The 16,627-nt window shown below is 67.9% G+C and carries 12 protein-coding genes; 3 read left to right on the top strand and 9 right to left on the bottom strand.

Going from position 1 to position 16,627, the window contains the following annotated elements:
- Positions 1-33: 33 nt before the first annotated feature.
- Positions 34-870: a metallophosphoesterase gene (locus PSQ39_RS04530; protein ID WP_273925481.1), complete on the bottom strand. Its 837-nt coding sequence runs from the start codon at positions 868-870 to the stop codon at positions 34-36.
- Between the two features lie 148 nt (positions 871-1,018).
- Between PSQ39_RS04530 and PSQ39_RS04525 the strand changes: the two genes are divergently transcribed.
- Positions 1,019-1,201: a hypothetical protein gene (locus PSQ39_RS04525; RefSeq protein WP_273925480.1), complete on the top strand. Its 183-nt coding sequence runs from the start codon at positions 1,019-1,021 to the stop codon at positions 1,199-1,201.
- 28 nt (positions 1,202-1,229) lie between these two features.
- Here the strand turns inward: PSQ39_RS04525 and PSQ39_RS04520 are convergent, their stop codons facing one another.
- The 3 genes from PSQ39_RS04520 to PSQ39_RS04510 all read right to left on the bottom strand — a co-directional run bounded on the left by PSQ39_RS04520 (position 1,230) and on the right by PSQ39_RS04510 (position 6,766).
- Positions 1,230-2,210: a Bug family tripartite tricarboxylate transporter substrate binding protein gene (locus PSQ39_RS04520; RefSeq protein WP_273925479.1), complete on the bottom strand. Its 981-nt coding sequence runs from the start codon at positions 2,208-2,210 to the stop codon at positions 1,230-1,232.
- An 83-nt stretch (positions 2,211-2,293) separates the two neighbouring features.
- On the bottom strand, positions 2,294-5,656 hold the full coding sequence (locus PSQ39_RS04515; protein WP_273925478.1) for an AAA family ATPase: 3,363 nt from the start codon (positions 5,654-5,656) through the stop codon (positions 2,294-2,296).
- 114 nt (positions 5,657-5,770) lie between these two features.
- Positions 5,771-6,766, bottom strand: coding sequence for a LysR family transcriptional regulator (locus PSQ39_RS04510; RefSeq protein WP_273925477.1), 996 nt, complete (start codon positions 6,764-6,766; stop codon positions 5,771-5,773).
- Between the two features lie 127 nt (positions 6,767-6,893).
- Between PSQ39_RS04510 and PSQ39_RS04505 the strand changes: the two genes are divergently transcribed.
- Positions 6,894-7,334 (top strand): hypothetical protein, encoded by a 441-nt coding sequence (locus tag PSQ39_RS04505; protein WP_273925476.1) that lies wholly within the window; start codon positions 6,894-6,896, stop codon positions 7,332-7,334.
- Between the two features lie 245 nt (positions 7,335-7,579).
- On the opposite strand, the gene PSQ39_RS04500 is transcribed toward PSQ39_RS04505, so the two are convergent.
- The 3 genes from PSQ39_RS04500 to PSQ39_RS04490 all read right to left on the bottom strand — a co-directional run bounded on the left by PSQ39_RS04500 (position 7,580) and on the right by PSQ39_RS04490 (position 11,397).
- Positions 7,580-9,448 (bottom strand): phosphoenolpyruvate carboxykinase (GTP), encoded by a 1,869-nt coding sequence (locus PSQ39_RS04500; protein WP_273925475.1) that lies wholly within the window; start codon positions 9,446-9,448, stop codon positions 7,580-7,582.
- A 528-nt stretch (positions 9,449-9,976) separates the two neighbouring features.
- On the bottom strand, positions 9,977-10,123 hold the full coding sequence (locus tag PSQ39_RS04495) for a hypothetical protein (RefSeq protein WP_273925474.1): 147 nt from the start codon (positions 10,121-10,123) through the stop codon (positions 9,977-9,979).
- Positions 10,124-10,188: 65 nt separating this feature from the next.
- Positions 10,189-11,397 (bottom strand): threonine ammonia-lyase, encoded by a 1,209-nt coding sequence (locus PSQ39_RS04490; protein WP_273925473.1) that lies wholly within the window; start codon positions 11,395-11,397, stop codon positions 10,189-10,191.
- Positions 11,398-11,538: 141 nt separating this feature from the next.
- Here PSQ39_RS04490 and PSQ39_RS04485 point away from each other — a divergent pair, with 141 nt between their 5' ends.
- On the top strand, positions 11,539-13,113 hold the full coding sequence (locus PSQ39_RS04485; protein WP_273925472.1) for a methyl-accepting chemotaxis protein: 1,575 nt from the start codon (positions 11,539-11,541) through the stop codon (positions 13,111-13,113).
- Positions 13,114-13,124: 11 nt separating this feature from the next.
- On the opposite strand, the gene recQ is transcribed toward PSQ39_RS04485, so the two are convergent.
- Both recQ and PSQ39_RS04475 read right to left on the bottom strand, forming a co-directional pair.
- Complete coding sequence (recQ, locus tag PSQ39_RS04480; RefSeq protein ID WP_273925635.1) at positions 13,125-14,990, bottom strand: DNA helicase RecQ; 1,866 nt, start codon at positions 14,988-14,990, stop codon at positions 13,125-13,127.
- Between the two features lie 139 nt (positions 14,991-15,129).
- Positions 15,130-16,551 (bottom strand): GGDEF domain-containing protein, encoded by a 1,422-nt coding sequence (locus PSQ39_RS04475; protein ID WP_273925471.1) that lies wholly within the window; start codon positions 16,549-16,551, stop codon positions 15,130-15,132.
- Positions 16,552-16,627: the final 76 nt, after the last annotated feature.

The raw sequence follows: 16,627 nt of genomic DNA, 5'->3' as shown, positions 1-16,627 counted from the left end.
TGGCGCCTTGATGTGTGTCAAGCGCCTGGCGTCTCAGACCTGGGCCTGCTGCGTGGGGACCTCAATGCATTGGCAAGGCTGGAAGTGCACCTGCTCGTTCTTGCGCGCATAGCCCAGGGGGTTGGCCCGCACCTCGCAGCCTTGGCTGCGGTAGTGGCTGGGAGCGTGCAAATGCCCGTGCAGCCAGAGCGCGGCCTGGGGCAGCAAGTCGTCCAGCGCGTTGCAGAAGCCGGCGGTGCCCGGCACCAGACCGTAGCGCGGGTCGGCGCTGAGCAGGCTGGGCGCAAAATGGGTCACCACCACGGTGGGGCCGGGGTGGGGCTGGGCCAGGGTGTCACGCAGCCACTGTTGGCACAGCAGGGCCTGCTCGCGGATCTCAGGCGCCAGCATGGGCTGGCCGTGCCGGGTGCTGCCGGTTTTGCGCAGGTAAAAGTTGGCGGCGCGAAAGGCCTTGTCGCGCATCTTCAGGGCCTGGGCGGTGGGGGCCTGGGCCTGCACGGCCAGGGCGTCGAAGTCGGTCCACAGCGTGGTGCCGACAAAGCGCACGCCGTCGATGAGGGTGCTGCTGCGTTCGAGCCAGATCAGGCCCAGGCGCTCGCAGGTTTCGCGCAGGCGCTGGTGGGCCAGGTCGAAGTCTTGCTGGTCGTACTCGTGGTTGCCAGGCACAAACAACACCGGCACGGGCCAGTGGCCGCCTGCGCTGCGCGGGGAAAACCGGGCCAGACCGAAGTCGGGGTCGCTGAGCAGCGAGCCGGGTTGGTAGGAGCCAATGTCGCCCGCCAGGACCAGCAGGTCGGCCTCGGGGTGGGGTTCGGGGGCGAAATGCGGGTGCACCTCCAGGTGCAGGTCGGACAGGAGCTGAAGTTTCATGACCCCCCATTGTGGCGCCCAGGCGCACAGGGCCATGCCGGCCACCGGCAGGGCCCATGCCAAAGCGGTATGGAGTTGGGCTTGCTAATTAAGGGTTAACCCTTAATCTAGAGCTATCTCTTCTAGGCACCGTTGATCGGTGATTTGTATGTTTGCCATTCTTGCCCGCCTGTTCATGACCCGCCCCCTGGCTGAAGGCCGTTTCGGCTGGCCGCAGGGCGGTATCGCCAACCGTTTGCTCGAGGGCGCTGAAGCCCGCGTGGGTTACGACCCCCAGCAAGCCCACGAACTGCGCCAAGCGGCCGCTGCTTACCTGCGCGTGGTGCGTTAAAGCGCCACGCGTTTCACAAGCGACGGGCTCAGAGTCGGGTGCCCGCCGCTTTGACGGTGGGGGCCAGCAAGGCCACCTGGTCACGCACATAGCGGCTGAAGGCCACCGACGTGCCCGGGCTGGTGGTCACGCCCAGTTCCAGCATCTTGCGCTTCACCTCGGGCTGGGCCAGCACCTCGTTGCAGGCGCTGTTGAGCTTGGCCACCAGGTCTGCAGGCAGGCCGGGTGGGCCGGACAGGCCAAAAAAATTGTCCAGCACCAGCTTGCCGTAACCAAACTCCTGCACGCTGGGCACGTCCTGCACCAGGGGCGAGCGCGCGGCTGAGGTCACCGCCAGGGGGATCAACTGCCCGCTGCGGAAGTAGGGCACGTAAGCGGTCAGCACGTCGATGCCCACCGGGATCACGCCCGAGATCAGGTCCGTGGTCATGGGCGCGCCACCCCGGTAAGGCACGTGGACCAAGTTCACGCCCATGGTCTTGCGCATCAGTTCGCCATAGATGTGGCCGATCGAGGCCGGCCCACCCGAACCAAAATCCAGCCGACCGCTTTTGCGCGCCACCGACTCCAGGTCGGCAATGGTGCGGATGGGGGCGCTGGGTGTGGCCATCAGCACGCAGGGGGCCGAGCCCAGCATGGCGATGTGGCTGAAGCCTTCCACGGGATCATAGGGTTGCTTGTCCAGGGCAAACGGGCCGATCGAGATTGGCGTGGAGTTGGACAGCATCAAGGTGTAGCCGTCCGGGCTGGCCTGGTGCACGGCCTGGCCGCCCACGCTGCCGCCGGCGCCAGGGCGGTTGTCCACCACCACGGGGCTGTTGAGCTTGCGCGCCAACTGGTCGGCCATCAGGCGCGCCACGATGTCGCTGGCGCCGCCCGCCGGGAAGGTGACCACGATGCGGATCGGCTTGTCCGGCCAGGCGGCACGCGCGGGCAGCGCGCTCAGGCCCAAGGCTGAAGCGGCCAGGCCGCTGGTGAAGGTGCGTCGGTTCAAGCGGGGCGTGGTCATGGGCGGACTCCAGGGCTGAGGGGGTCCCAGCCTCAAGCAACAACCGAGCCAAACCATGCCCGGCACGCCGGGCGGCGGCGCGCTCAGTGGCCCCGCGCAGCGCCTGTTGCCGGGTGCTGCGGGCCCCAGCGTTGCAGCCATCCCTGCGCCTCAATGTCTTGCGCGGCGACCCAGGCCTGTTGCCAGGCTTGCGTGGCGTGATCGGTCTGCCCCAACTGGGCCAGGGCCTGGGCATGCAGCCGGTGCAGGTCCATGCGGCAGTAGCGGTGCTCGTAGCTTTCGCAGGCCAGCAGGGCCTGTTCCAGCACCGGCAGGGCTTCTGCGGCGCGGCCGCTGGCTTGCAGCGTGGCACCCAGCAGCCACAGGGCGGTGGTGGTGCCGGCGCGGTAGCCCGCCAGCATGGTGTCGGCAGCCGCCATGAGGGGCTGCACATCCACTGGCTGGCCGTGGCTGCCCTGGGCCAGGGCAAGCAGCAAACCCGCGACCGCCAGCCAAAAGCCAAAGCCTTCTGCCTCGGCCGTCTGGTAGGCCTGCAGGGCCAGGGTGTGGGTGCGCGCCAGATCGTCTTGGCACCAGGCGCTGAGGGCGGCAAAGCAGTTGGCAATGCAGGGGTCCTGCCGCGTGCTGGAGCGCTCGGCCTGGGCCTGTGCTTGCTGCAGCCAGGTCTGGGAGGCCTCGTGCTCGCCCAGAAACCACAGCAGCCAGCCGAGTTCGGCCTGGGCGAACACCGACAGGTCGGAGGGGAAGAACAGCATCCGCTCGCGGGGGCTGAGCCCTGTGCCCCAGTGGATGCATTGGGTCAAGGCTTCGCGGGCCTCGCGCAGCCGGCCCATCCAGAACAAGGTGTTGCCGCGCGCCCAGCAGGCGGTCATGTGCTGCGCCGGGCTGTGTGCCGCGTCCTGCAGGGCCTGGGCATGGGCCAGCCCGTCGGCGTGGCCTCGCGAGGCCGCGCCCAGGTAGCTGAGCATCAGGCCATTGAAGCGGGTGTCGGGGTCCAGGCTGGCCAGGTCGATCGAGGCCTCGGCCACGCCATCCATCACCTGTTGCGATTCGAGCGAACCATAGCCGTCGCGCGCGATCAGGGCGTGGGCGTGCAGGATGCGGGCGCGCAAGCCGGGGGCGCCGTCCAGGTAGCCGAGCTGGGCCAGGCGCTGGCTGCTGTGGCAGGCCGCGCAGATGTCGTCCTCGGCCCAGGCGGTTTGGGCGGCCAGGAACCAGGCCTGGCGGGCCTCAACGCTTTGTTGGGCTTGCTCCCAGAGCACGGCGGCCTCGGTGTACTGGCGGCGTTGTTGCAGCAAGGCGGCCGCGTGGCGGGCGTGCTGTTGCAAGGTTTCGGCGGGGGTGACCGACAGCAGGTGCTCGCGCAGTCGGGGATGGAAGAAAGAAGCCTGTTGCGTGCCCCGCGCGACCAGCAGGCCGGAGGCCAGCGCGCGTTCGCAGGCCTGGGCGGCGACGTCGGTCCCGCACAGGGTGGCCAGGTCGTCGATGGCGAAGAGCATGCCAAACACAGCCGCAGCGGCCATGGGCGCGCGCGCGTCGCCCAACCGGTTGAGCAGGGCCTGGCAGAACTCGCTGAAGTGGCTGCTGGGGTCGGCCGCCACCGAGTCCGCCAGCAAATACAGCGGCAGGCCCCGGGCGTTGGCGATGCGACCGCGCCGGGCCTCGGGGCTCAGCAGGTCGGCGTCGGGCAAGGTGTTCAGAATGGCCTCGGCGCTGGCGTCGTCCAGCGGCGGCAGCACCCATTCCTGCAGCCCGGCCAGGCGCAGGCCGTGCTGGGTCTGGCTGCGCTGTGTCAGCACCCATTGCGTGCTGGGGTCGTTTTGAATCAAGCGGTTGAGCAGCTGGGTACTGGGCTGGTCCAGCCACTGCACGTCGTCAATCACCACCAAGGCGCTGTGCTCGCCGCGCCCACGCAAGAGGGCGCCCAAGCCCTCGGCCAAAGCGCCTTGTTGGCCTTGCGGTACGCTGGCGTGCCGGATCAGGCCCGCGATGGCCGCGTGCGCCGGTGGGCTCAGGGTGGCCCCCAGCTGCTGCGCCAGCCGGTCCAATTGCGCCTCCACTTGACCGGGGCCCGCCAACAGGCGCTGGAACAGGTCCAGCAGGCCGCGCCAGGGCTGGTCGGCGGCTTCGGGCAAGGCGCTCAGCCAGAAGGTGGGGCGGCCTTCGTTTTGTTGCTGGCGGGCCAACTCCCAGGCCAGGCGGGTCTTGCCCATGCCGGGGTCGCCTTGGACGCACAGGCCCAGCCAGCGCGCCGGCGCGGGCGCGCCCAGGCCTTGTCGGGCGCGGTCCAACCAGGCTTCACGGCCAAAGTAGCCGCCGGAGAAGTCGCCACCTGGGGGCAGCAACATGGGGCGGCGCTGGGCCAGCAGCCCGCGAAACAGGCTGTGTTCCTCTTGGAAGCCCCGAAAGCGGCGTGCCCCCAGGGCCTGGAAGCCCAGGTGCTGGGCCAGGTCCAGCAGGCTTTCGTCGCAGACCACTTCGCCGCTGTCGGCCGAGAGCGCCAGCCGTTCCACCAGGCGCTTGCGGCTGCCCAGCAACTGCAGCTGGGGCTGGCGCAGGACCAGGGTGCGGCCCGCGCTCAGGCCCATGCGCAGCTTCATGGGCGGGGCCAGCAGCTCATGCAATCCGTACGCGCATTGCAGCGCCTGCCAGCGCTGGCCGGTGTGCAGCTGGTTCAGGCCAAACACCAGGGTCAGGCCGCTGTCGCTGAGCTCGCTGATCTCGCCACCATGCAGGCGCGCCAACGCGCGCACAGCCTCTACCCACGGGCTGGGGGGCCCGGCGGGGCTGAGCCCTTGCTCGCCCTCGGGGAGGTCGGGCTCCACGCGCAACAGGGTCAGCAGGCTGATGTGGGGGCCGGCGTCCTCGTGCGCGCTGGTGACTTGCCCGGCCAGGGGCCTTGGCGCCCAGGCCGCAGCCGTGTCAGGGACGGCCTGTTTCAAGCTGTCTTCCAGGTGTTGGCGTTGGGCGTGCAGCCACTCCTGAAAATCGGCGGAGGTGCCTTGGTCGGCCTCGGCCAGCCACAGGGTGCCGCGCGCCAGTTGCTCGCGCAGGCGCTGCTCCAACGGGGCGGGCATGGCCTGACCTTGGGCGCTGGCGGCCAGGGCCGCCACGTCGGTGATCAAGCGCTCGCCAGGGCGCAAGGCCAGCCAATCGCGCTGGACTTCAAACAGCCCGTCCAGCCCCAGTTGGCGGAACACCGCAGTCAGGTCGGCCAGCACCACGCGCAAGTTGGCGCGCCCGGCCGAGGCTGAAATATCCGGCCACAGCAGCTCGGCCAGGGTTTCACGGCGAAACACCCGGTCAGCGTGCGAGGCCAAAAACCCCAACAGGCCCAGCCCTTTGCGGTATTTGAGGGACAGGGGCTGCATCCGCTGTCCGTGGATCAGCGCAGGCCGGCCAGCCAGGCTGAGAAAAGGGCGGTCCGGGGTGGAAGTGGCGGGCATCGGTCAGGGGCTTGGCGATGGGGCTTCACGCGGCGGGCTGGGGCGCGGCCTGGAAGCAGTGGGCGGCTTGGATCAGCAAACCGTGAATTATCTGACCAAATGGTCATCTGGGCTTCACGGCGGGGCTTGACTTGTCAGCGGGGTTGACGGTGAGTAAGGCGTTGGGCCGCTGTTGGCGGCCCGCACAATCGCCTTGCGCAGCCACTCATGGCTGGCGCCGTAACGCAGGCGCTTGTGCCACAGCGCGTCCACATGCACGGTGGGCACTTCCAGAGGCAGCTCACGCCAGACCAGCTCATCGGCGATGCCGGTCACGTCCACAAAGTGCCGGGGCAGCACGGTCAGCAGGTTGGAGCTGGCCACCACCCGGCCGGCAGTGAAGAACTGGTTCACGGTCAGCACGATGCGGCGCTCGCGGCCCACGGCGGTCAGGGCTTCGTCGATGAAGCCATAAGGCCGGCCCGAGAAGCTGACCAGCAGGTGGCGCGCCGCGCAGTAGCGGTTCAGCGTCAGTGGGCCAGTGGCCAAAGGGTGGTCGCGGCGCATCACGCACACGTATTCGCCGTCGTACAGGCGTTGGTGGGCGTAGGCCACGGCTTCGCCGGCCTGGCTGCGCGCGGTCAGGTCGGCCAGCACGGCCGGGAAGTAGCCGATCGCCATGTCGGCGCTTTCTTCATCGAGCAGGCGGCGCGGGTCGCGCGTGGCCAGCGGGACGACGCGGATGGAGACCCCGGGCGCGTCGCGCTCGATGGTGTCCACCAGGCCCGGAATCAGGGCGGCGGCGGTGGCGTCGGCCATGGCCAACACAAAGGTGGTGTTGGCCTGCTCAGGCAGAAAGTGCTCCGGGGCCAGGGCCGCTTGCAGTTGCTGCAAGGCCTCGCGCACCGTGGGCCACAAGGCCAGGGCCATGGGCGTGGGCTCAATGCCCTGGCCTTGGCGGCGCACCAGTTCGTCGTCCAAAGTCTCGCGCAGGCGGCGCAGCGCGTTGCTCACAGCCGGCTGGGTCAGCGACAACTTGCGTGCCGCCCGGGTCAGGCTGCGCTCGGCCATCACCTCGTCAAAGACGCGCAGCAGGTTGAGATCCAGGCCTCGGAATTTGGCTTGTTGCATGGGGTTGAACTTTACTCATCACCAATGTGAATGAAGATCATCATAAATATAAAGTTGAATCACACGGGGGTTAACCCTAGTATTCACCCATCAGACGGCCACAAGCCAAGACTCTAAGGAATACACCATGACCAGCTTTGTTCACACCGAATACTCGTTCACCCACGGCGGCGTTGCCCGCGCTGAAAAGGCCGCAGAGACCCTGCGTGACGCAGCGCAGCAATTTGACGGCGCCCGTGGCACCGCCACCCTGCTGTTGGCCGCCGTGGTCTCCGCCCTGCTGGTGGTGGCCAACCAAGTGATCGACACCTGGTCCGAAGGCCACCTGCTGGCCGCCTGGATTGGCCTGTGGACCGTGGGCTTCGCCGCCCTGGCCCTGCTGTCCACCCCCCTGCGCCGCGCCGCCCTGGGGCTGCGCGCCGGCCTGCGCTCTTGGGCTGTGGCCCGCAAGCAAGCGGCTGAGGACCACAAGCTGTGGAGCCTGGCCCTGACCGATGCCCGCGTCATGGCCGACATCAGCCGCGCCATGAGCCGCGACGCAGCCCGCGACGTTCGCGGTTACTTCTGAGTGGTGGCCGGGCATCGCCCGGCCTGACTTGGACACAGCACTTCAAGCCGTGCCCCCTGGGGTACGGCTTTTTTCATGGGCGATCGGTTCAGGCGCTGGGGCCGAGCGATGCCGTCTTGGGCGGTTGGGCCGAAAAAAAACCGCCAAACCCGGAGGGTCTGGCGGTCATGCTGACTGACAACAGCAAAGTCTCAACACCGGGGCAGGTCAATGGAGAACGCCCACCCCGGCGCTGATTCGGTGGATCAGGCGCCCAGGCGTTGCTCCAGCGCGGCCTTGGTGCTCACCAGCTCTTGGGGCAGGTGGTAGGCCAGTTGCTCGAAGTGGGCGCTGTGCAGCTTGAGTTCGTCCACCCAGGCGGCGCGGTCGATGCTGGTCACGGTGTTGAACTGGGCTTCGTTGAAGTCCAGGCCGGTCCAGTTGATTTCACCGTAAGCGGGGGCCACGCCGAAGATGGTGTCCACGCCTTGGGCTTGGCCTTCGATGCGGTCGATCATCCACTTCAGCACGCGCATGTTTTCACCGTAGCCGGGCCAGACGAACTTGCCGTCTTCGCCCTTGCGGAACCAGTTGGTGGTGAAGATCTTGGGCTGCTTGCCACCGCTGGCGGTGATCTTGGCGCCCGTGTTCAGCCAGTGCTGGAAGTAGTCGCTCATGTTGTAGCCGCAGAAGGGCAGCATGGCGAAGGGGTCGCGGCGCACCACGCCTTGTTGGCCAAAGGCCGCAGCGGTGGTCTCAGAACCCATGGTGGCGGCCATGTAGACGCCTTCGGTCCAGTTGCGGGCCTCGGTCACCAGGGGCACGGTGGTCGAGCGGCGGCCGCCGAAGATGAAGGCGTCGATGGTCACGCCAGCCGGGTCGTCCCAGGCGCTGTCCAGGGCCGGGTTGTTGGTCGCCGCCACGGTGAAGCGGGCGTTGGGGTGGGCGGCCTTGGCGCCGGTTTCCTTGGCGATGGCGGGCGTCCAGTCCTTGCCTTGCCAGTCGATCAGGTGGGCCGGGGTGTTGCCGTTGTCCTTTTCCATGCCTTCCCACCAGACGTCGCCGTCATCGGTCAGGGCGACGTTGGTGAAGATCACGTCCTTGTCCAGGCTGGCCATGCAGTTCGGGTTGGTCAGCGTGTTGGTGCCCGGGGCCACGCCAAAGTAGCCGGCTTCGGGGTTGATGGCGCGCAGGCTGCCGTCAGCTTGGGGCTTGATCCAGGCGATGTCGTCACCGATGGTGGTCACGTTCCAGCCGTTGAAAGCCGCCGGGGGCACGAGCATCGAGAAGTTGGTCTTGCCACAGGCGCTGGGGAAGGCGGCGGCAACGTGGTACTTCTTGCCTTGCGGGTTGGTCACGCCGAGGATCAGCATGTGCTCGGCCAGCCAGCCTTGCTCGCGGCCCATGTTGGAGGCGATGCGCAGGGCCAGGCATTTCTTGCCCAGCAAGGCGTTGCCGCCGTAGCCCGAACCGTAAGACCAGATTTCGCGGGTTTCCGGGTAGTGAACGATGTACTTGGTGGTCGGGTTGCAAGGCCAGGCGGTGCTGTCCTTTTCGCCGGCGGCCAGGGGGGCGCCCACGGTGTGCAGGCAAGGCACGAATTCGCCTTCCACGCCCAGCACGTCGTACACGGCGCGGCCCATGCGGGTCATCAGCTTCTGGTTGACGGCCACGTAGGCGCTGTCGGTCAGTTCCACGCCGATGTGGGCGATGTTCGAGCCCAGCGGGCCCATGCTGAAGGGCACCACGTACATGGTGCGGCCCTTCATGCAGCCGTCAAACAGGGGCTGCAGCAGGGCGCGCATTTCGGCCGGGTCTTTCCAGTTGTTCGTCGGGCCGGCGTCTTCCTTCTTGGCGGAGCAGATGAAGGTGCGGTCTTCCACGCGGGCCACGTCGCTCGGGTCGGAGCAGGCCAGGAAGCTGTTGGCGCGCTTGGCGGGGTTGAGCTTCTTGAAGGTGCCGGCGTCCACCAGCTGCTGGCACAGGCGATCGTATTCTTCGTTGCTGCCGTCGCACCAGTACACGCTCTCGGGCTTGCACAGGGCCACCATGTCCGCCACCCAAGCGATCAGCTTGGCGTTTTTGACATGGGCGGGGGTGTTGAGGGTCAGGCCCTGCATCACGGGTGAGTTCATCGGGAGGCTCCTAAGTTGAAAAGTCGTTTTTTCAAAAGGGCCTCACGGAGGGAGCAGTCGGTCCGCTGCGCTGTGCACAGAGGGCCTGGCTGTTGAGCGGCTGGCCCTGGGGGCCTCGCAAAACCTTTTGAGAAAACGGCTGGGCGGCTCAGTCGGCGGGCGGTTCACGGGGCGCACACGGAAACAAGGCTGTCCGGGCACCGCGGGTCGGCTGGGATGACGATTTTATGAAGGAGCCCGCAGAAAGTCTCGCGGTTACGGTCAAAGTTCATGCAAAACTTGCATGGGGTTATGCGCGTTGATAAGGTGCCGAAGTGTGGGCGCGTTGGCGGCACTGGCCGATGGACAGGGGGGCTTGTTGGTTCATCGCAAGGGCCGTCGTCGCAGCGATGGACGGTTTTCCAGCGCCTTGGCTGGTCGGGGGCCAGGGTCCGAGCGCTGTCTTCGGGCAAGAAAAAACCGCCTCAAGGGCGGTTTCACTGGGCGGCGCCGCCAGGGGCGGTGGCTCGTAAGGGGCTGGCGCCAGGCTCAGGCCATGGTCACGGCAATGAAGGCCAGCAAGAACATCAGCACACCGCCCACGATGGGCAGCACCACGGGGATCAGCGGCACCACGGCTTCAACCGGGTCGGTGCTGGCGTCGGTGGTGTGGGCGGAGTCGTGGTGGTTGGACATTGATTTTCCTCAAACGGGGTGAATTCTCGGATTCTAACCAGCTCACCGCCGGGCCGGGCAGCCCCTCAGTGGTGACCTTGCAACATCGCCTCCAGGCCCGCGGCCTGCAAGCGGGTCAGCAGTTCGTCGATGTGGTCAGGTCCGCGGGTCTGCACCACCAACTCGATTTCCACGTTTTGCGCCGCCAGCGTGGTGAAGGCGCGCTGGTGGTGCACCTCGTCGATGTTGGCGCCGGCCTCGGCCACCAGCGCGGTGATGCGGGCCAGGATGCCCGGCACGTCGCGTGCACTGACGCGGATGCGCGCCAACCGCCCCGAGCGCACCAGGCCGCGCTCGATGATGGCGGCCAGCAGCAGGGGGTCGATGTTGCCGCCACACAGCACCAGGCCCACTTTGCGGCCCCGGTAGCGTTCAGGCTGCTTGAGCACGGCGGCCAGGCCTGCGGCGCCGGCGCCTTCGACCAGGGTTTTCTCGATCTCGAGCAGCATCACGATGGCTTGTTCGATGTCGCCCTCGTCGACCAGCACCAGGTCGTCCACGCGCTCGGCCAGCACCGCCCGGGTGAGCAGGCCGGGCGAGCCGACCGCAATGCCTTCGGCAATCGTGCTGCTGCCCTGGGGGTGCTGGGTGCCACGCAAGGCATTGACCATGGCGGGAAAGCGCGCGGTCTGCACGCCCACCAGTTCGATCTGTGGGCGCAGGGCCCGCGCCACCGTGGCAATGCCCGCCATCAGGCCGCCACCGCCCACGGCGATCACCAGCGCGTCCAGGTCGGGCACGGCCTCCAACATCTCCAGGCCCACGGTGCCCTGGCCGGCCATGATGGCTTCGTCGTCGTAGGGGTGGACGAAGGTGAGCTGCTGCGCTTCGGCCAGCGCGTAGGCGTGCTGGCGCGCGTCTTCCAGCGTGTCGCCGTGCAGCACCACCTCGGCGCCAAAGCCGCGGGTGCGTTCGACCTTCACCCCCGGCGTGAAGCGGGGCATCACGATCACCGCGCGCAAACCCAGGCGCTGCGCGTGGTAGGCCACGCCCTGGGCATGGTTGCCCGCGCTCATGGCGACCACGCCGCGCGCGCGCTGTTCAGCGCTCAGTTGGGCCAGCTTGTTGCAGGCGCCTCGCTCTTTGAAGGAGGCGGTGAACTGCAAGTTCTCGAACTTCAGGTAAATCTGCGCCCCAGTCAGCTGCGACAGCGTGCGTGACTCGACAAAAGGGGTGTTGAGCACCTGGGCGGACAGGCGTTCGGCCGCCTGCTGGACATCTTGGAGGGAAAGCATGGCCCGCATTTTGAGCCCAGACAGGGCCTCTGTGTCCACTGGGTGACTTTGAAGCCCGCTTGATGCCCATCAAGACCCACCCTGCGGGCAGGGGCTCCAATCGGACTTGACGCAACCCAGGTCGGATCACCGACGTCATTCATGAAACTCAATTTGCCGGTCACGCCCCACGAGGTGCTGTTGCCCGAAGGTGCCGTGCTGGTCTCCACCACTGATGTTCAAGGCCGCATCACCCATTGCAACCGCGCTTTTGTCGATGTCAGTGGCTACGCCTATGACGAGTTGCTGGGCCAGCCCCACAACCTGGTGCGCCACCCGGACATGCCGGTCGAAGCCTTTGCCGACTTGTGGTCCACCATCGGGCGGGGCCGCGCCTGGTCGGGTCTGGTCAAGAACCGCTGCAAGAACGGCGACTTTTACTGGGTGCAGGCCAATGTCTCGCCCGTCATGGAGCAAGGCAAGCCCGTGGGCTACATGTCGGTGCGGCTGCGCCCCACGCGCGAGCAGGTGGCCGCCGCCGAGGCCTTGTATGCCAAGCTGGCCGTGGAGAAACGCCGCGGCGAGCGCTCCTTCCGCCTGCATGCCGGGGGCGTGCGCGGGGTGGGCTGGCGCGACCTGCCCAAGCGGCGCTTTCGCCTGAGCCTGGCGCAGCGCGTGGGCCTGGCGGCCGCTCTGGCCCAGGGCCTGGCTTGGGGCGTGGGGGTTTCGGGCTTGGCATCGGACTGGGGCGTGGCACCATGGGTGGCGCCCTTGGTGGCGGCGTCGCTGTGCTGGGGCGGGTTTCAGCTGTGGTTCTGGCGCGGCACGGCCCAGCCGCTGCAGGACGCGGCCGATCTGGCCGGCAGCCTGGCGGGCTGCAACCTGGACGGGGTGCTGGACTACGACCCCACCCACCCGATTGGCCAGATCAAACGCCAGCTTTGGCTGGTCAACCTCAACATGCGTGCCATCGTCACCGATGTGCGCGCCGAGGTGGAGGACATGGTGGCCGAGGCGCGCAGCATCCGTGACGGCACGCTGGACCTGTCGGCGCGCAGCGAGCAGCAAGCCCAGGCGGTGACCCAAACCGTGGCGTCGGTGACCGAGATCACGGCCTCGCTGCAGCACACCTGCGACACCACCACCCAACTGGCAGCGCTCAGCGACCGGGCGCGCGACAACGCCAACCAGGGCCGTCAGGCCACGGATGCGGTGTCGCAGTCCATGGGGCAGATCCACCTGTCCTCGCGCCGCATCACCGACATCATCGAACTGATGGAAACGCTGGCGTTTCAAACCAATCTGCTGGCCTTGAACGCGGCGGTGGAAGCAGCCCACGCGGGTGACCAGGGGCGGGGCTTTGCGGTGGTGGCGGCCGAGGTGCGCCTCTTGGCCCAGCGCAGCCGCGACGCGGCCTTGCAAATCCGCCAGCTGATCGACCACTCGGCCCGCGACGTGAGCCTGGGCACGGAGCGCGTCGACGAGGCCAACCGCACCATCGGCGGTGTGGTGGCCGCCGTGCAGCGCGTCAGTGGCTTGCTGCAGGACATCCAAAACGCGTCCCAGGAGCAGCTGCTGGGTGTGACCCAGGTCGACCAGGCCATGCAGGTGATTGACGATGTGACCCAGCGCAACGCCGGTCTGGCCCAGGCTTCAGCCCTGGCCACGCAGACCCTGGAACGCCGCGCTGACACCTTGCAGCGCGCGGTGCGCATCTTCCGCGTCAAGCCCAGGTGAGGCGCCGCACCTCAGGCGCTGGTGCACACGCGCAGCACCTCGGCGCCGTAGGCCTCGAGCTTGCGTGCGCCCAGGCCGCTGATGCCTTGCAGTTCTTCCAGCGTGGCGGGCTGGCGCTCGGCGATGGCGGCCAGTGTGGCGTCGTGAAAGATCACATAGGCCGGCAGGTTGTGCTCGCGCGCCACCTCGGTGCGCCAGGCCTTGAGCGACTCAAAGCGGCGCAGCGCGCCGCCTTCCAGGGCGATGGCGGCTTTGGCGGCGCTGCCACTGCCGCTGGCGCCGCGCTTGCTGCGGCTGGCCGGGGCACTGGCGGTGGCCTGGCGCAACAGGATGGGGACTTCGCCGCGCAGCACCGCGCGTGAGGATTCGGTCAGCTGCAAGGTGTTGAAGGCCTGGGCGTCCACCGCCAGCGCGCCGATGGCGATCAGCTGGCGCAGCACGCCGCGCAGTTGCTGTTCGGAGAACTCGGCGCCAATGCCAAAGGTGCTGATCTGCTGGTGGCCGAATTGGCTGATCTTGTCGCTGGTCTTGCCGCGCAGGATGTCCATGATGTGGCCGGCACCAAAGCTGATGCCGCTGGCCTGCTGCACGCGGTAAATGGTGGACAGCAACTTGCGCGCCGCGTCGGTGCCGTCCCAGACGGCGGGCGGCGTCAGGCAGTTATCGCAGTTCCCGCAGGGCGTGCTGGCTTGGCCAAAGTAGCTCAGCAGGCGGACACGCCGGCAGTCGATCGCCTCGGCCAGGCCCAGCAGCGCGTCGAGCTTGCCCACCATGACCTGCTTGAACTCTTCGCTGGCCGGGCTCTCGTCGATCATGCGGCGCTGGTTCACCACGTCCTGCAGGCCATAGGCCATCCAGGCGTTGGCGGCCGCGCCGTCGCGCCCGGCGCGGCCGGTTTCCTGGTAATAGCCTTCGATGTTCTTGGGCATGTCCACATGGGCGACAAAGCGCACGTCGGGCTTGTCGATGCCCATGCCGAAGGCGATGGTGGCGCACATGATGATGCCCTCCTCGCGCAGGAAGCGGTCCTGGTGCTGTTGGCGCACCGCCGCGTCCAGGCCCGCGTGGTAGGGCAGGGCGTTGAAGCCGTTTTCGCACAGGGTCTGGGCCAGCTCTTCGACCCGTTTGCGCGACTGGCAATACACCACGCCGGCGTCGTGCCCCTGCGGCGTGCTGTGCTCGCGCTCGATGAAGCGCAGCAGCTGCTGGGTGACCTCTTTCTTCTCGACGATGGTGTAGCGGATGTTGGGGCGGTCAAAGCTGCTCACGAACTGGCCCGCGTCCTGCAGCTGCAGGCGCTCCACGATGTCGGCCCGCGTGGTGGCGTCGGCCGTGGCCGTCAGCGCCATGCGCGGCACGCCGGCGTAACGCTCGTGCAGCACGGTCAGGGCCCGGTACTCGGGGCGGAAGTCGTGCCCCCACTGGCTCACGCAATGCGCCTCGTCGATGGCGAACAGGCTCAGCATGCCGCGCTCGTGCAGCGAGTCGAGTTGGGACAAAAAGCGCGGCGTGGTGATGCGCTCGGGCGCTGCGTAGAGCAGGGTGATTTCGCCGCGCAGCAGGCGGCGCTCGACGTCGCTGGCCTCGTCGTAGGACAGGGTGGAGTTGAGGAAGGCGGCCTCCACGCCAGACTCGTGCAGGGCGCCCACCTGGTCGTGCATCAGCGCAATCAGCGGCGAGACCACGATGGTGATGCCCAGGCCCGCGCGCTGGCGCACGATGGCGGGCACCTGGTAGCACAAGGACTTGCCGCCCCCCGTGGGCATCAGCACCAGGGCGTCGCCACCGTCCACCACATGGTCAATGATGGCTTGCTGGGGGCCGCGGAACTGCTCGTAGCCGAACACCTCGCGCAGCACGGTGTGGGCGGCAGACAGGGCGGTGGGCGCGGCGGAGGTGGGCAAGCTGGACTCAGGATGGGGTGGAACAAAAACAAGGCCGGGCGGTGCAGTGGCCGCAGGCCCGAAACAGGCGCGGCGCCCAAGGCGCCGCGCAGTCGGTCGGGGGCGGATTATCTCAGGCCAGGGTCAATGTGCTCTCCAGCACCTCGATGTCCTGCGCGTGGGCCAGACCAACGCGGTTGCGCCCCTGGTGTTTGGCGCGGTAGAGCGCGCTGTCGGCGCGCTGCATGAAGGCGTGGGCTGTGGGGTCGCGTCGGGGGTCGAACTCGGCCACGCCGAAGCTCAGGGTCAGGAGCTTGCCATTGGGCGAGGTGGCGTCGGGCAGGCCCCGGTCGTGCAGGGCTTGCTGGATGCGCTGCACCAGGTCCAGGCCACCGGTCAGGCGGGTGTTGGGCAGCACCAGGGTGAATTCTTCACCGCCATAGCGGGCCACCATGTCGGTGGCGCGTTGGATCACGCCACCCAGCACCTGGCCCACCTCGCGCAAGCAGTCGTCACCAATCAGGTGGCCATAAAAGTCATTGAAGGCCTTGAAGTGGTCGATGTCGCACATCACCACCGCCAGCGGCTCGCTCAGGCGCAGGGCGCGCGCCACCTCGCGCTCCAGGATGACGTCCAGTGCGCGGCGGTTGAGCAGGCCGGTCAGCCCATCCTGCCAGGCCAGTTGGCGCAGTTCGGCGTTGTCCGCCAGCAGGGCGTGTTCCTTGTCTTTGCTGGCCGTGATGTCGGTCAGGCGCAGCACGCAGCCATCCAGCAAGGGATCGATGTGCACGCTGTACCACTGGCTGCCCTCGCCCCGGCGTTGCTCCAGTTCGCGGCGGCAGGGCTGGCGGGTCTGCACCACGGCGCGGCAGTCGGCCTCCAGGCCCAGTTGCTCCCACAAAGGCACGGATTCGTGCACCAAGTGACCACGCAGGTTGGGCAAGGTGCAACCGCCCAAGCGGGCAAACGCGCGGTTGGCCACGGTGATCAGCCAGCGGTGCTGCACGCCCAGCGGGTCGCGCAGGCTGCGCAGGGTCAGGATGGCGTCGCTGGCGCTGTCCAGCACGGTTTCGAGCAGGCGTGCCCGTGACTCGAGCGGGTCGTTGAAGACCAGCACCCAGGGGCGGCCGTCGTCTGCGCGCACGGGCATCACCAGGCGCTCCCAGGTCAGCACCCAGGGATTGGTGTGGCTGGCGTGCAGCACGTACACGGCCTGGCCGCGTTGTGCGGCTTGGTTGAAGTGGTCCCGCTGGAAAGCGGCGATCTCGGGCTCTTGTTGGCTCAGGCGCTGGCCGGTCGGGTCGCCGCGCGCATCGTGGCGAAACTGCTCGCCGCAGTAGCGGCCGAGGTAGTCCCCGTCGGGCAGGGCTTCGTAGGCCGTCATGCGGGCGGCGAAGGGCGCCAGCGGCCCCTCCATGGACAGCGCAGCCAGGCTGGGCAAGTGCCCCGGCTGGCCTCCTTGCAGGCGGCTCCACAGGCGGTGCAGCGCCAGGACATCGGGGTTGTCCACCGCGCTGTCGATTGAGCTCCAGACTTGCTTGTGCCAGATGGCCATGCGATTCCTTGATGCGAAGGTCGGCCCCGAGGGGCACCGGAATGCCTGCGAACGTGGGCAGGCTTGAGCATTCAAA

Origin of the sequence: Curvibacter microcysteis, from assembly GCF_028649455.1 — a bacterium.
GTDB classification, from domain to species: domain Bacteria; phylum Pseudomonadota; class Gammaproteobacteria; order Burkholderiales; family Burkholderiaceae_C; genus Curvibacter; species Curvibacter microcysteis.
Note: the sequence above shows the minus strand (reverse complement) of the source record. Positions and strands in the feature narration are given on the sequence as shown.

Excerpts from the sequence above, each read along its gene's own strand:
- PSQ39_RS04530 (WP_273925481.1), bottom strand. The coding sequence starts at position 870 with ATGAAACTTCAGCTCCTGTCCGACCTGCACCTGGAGGTGCACCCGCAT.
- PSQ39_RS04525 (WP_273925480.1), top strand. The coding sequence starts at position 1,019 with ATGTTTGCCATTCTTGCCCGCCTGTTCATGACCCGCCCCCTGGCTGAA.
- PSQ39_RS04520 (WP_273925479.1), bottom strand. The coding sequence starts at position 2,210 with ATGACCACGCCCCGCTTGAACCGACGCACCTTCACCAGCGGCCTGGCC.
- PSQ39_RS04515 (WP_273925478.1), bottom strand. The coding sequence starts at position 5,656 with ATGCCCGCCACTTCCACCCCGGACCGCCCTTTTCTCAGCCTGGCTGGC.
- PSQ39_RS04510 (WP_273925477.1), bottom strand. The coding sequence starts at position 6,766 with ATGCAACAAGCCAAATTCCGAGGCCTGGATCTCAACCTGCTGCGCGTC.
- PSQ39_RS04505 (WP_273925476.1), top strand. The coding sequence starts at position 6,894 with ATGACCAGCTTTGTTCACACCGAATACTCGTTCACCCACGGCGGCGTT.
- PSQ39_RS04500 (WP_273925475.1), bottom strand. The coding sequence starts at position 9,448 with ATGAACTCACCCGTGATGCAGGGCCTGACCCTCAACACCCCCGCCCAT.
- PSQ39_RS04495 (WP_273925474.1), bottom strand. The coding sequence starts at position 10,123 with ATGTCCAACCACCACGACTCCGCCCACACCACCGACGCCAGCACCGAC.
- PSQ39_RS04490 (WP_273925473.1), bottom strand. The coding sequence starts at position 11,397 with ATGCTTTCCCTCCAAGATGTCCAGCAGGCGGCCGAACGCCTGTCCGCC.
- PSQ39_RS04485 (WP_273925472.1), top strand. The coding sequence starts at position 11,539 with ATGAAACTCAATTTGCCGGTCACGCCCCACGAGGTGCTGTTGCCCGAA.
- PSQ39_RS04475 (WP_273925471.1), bottom strand. The coding sequence starts at position 16,551 with ATGGCCATCTGGCACAAGCAAGTCTGGAGCTCAATCGACAGCGCGGTG.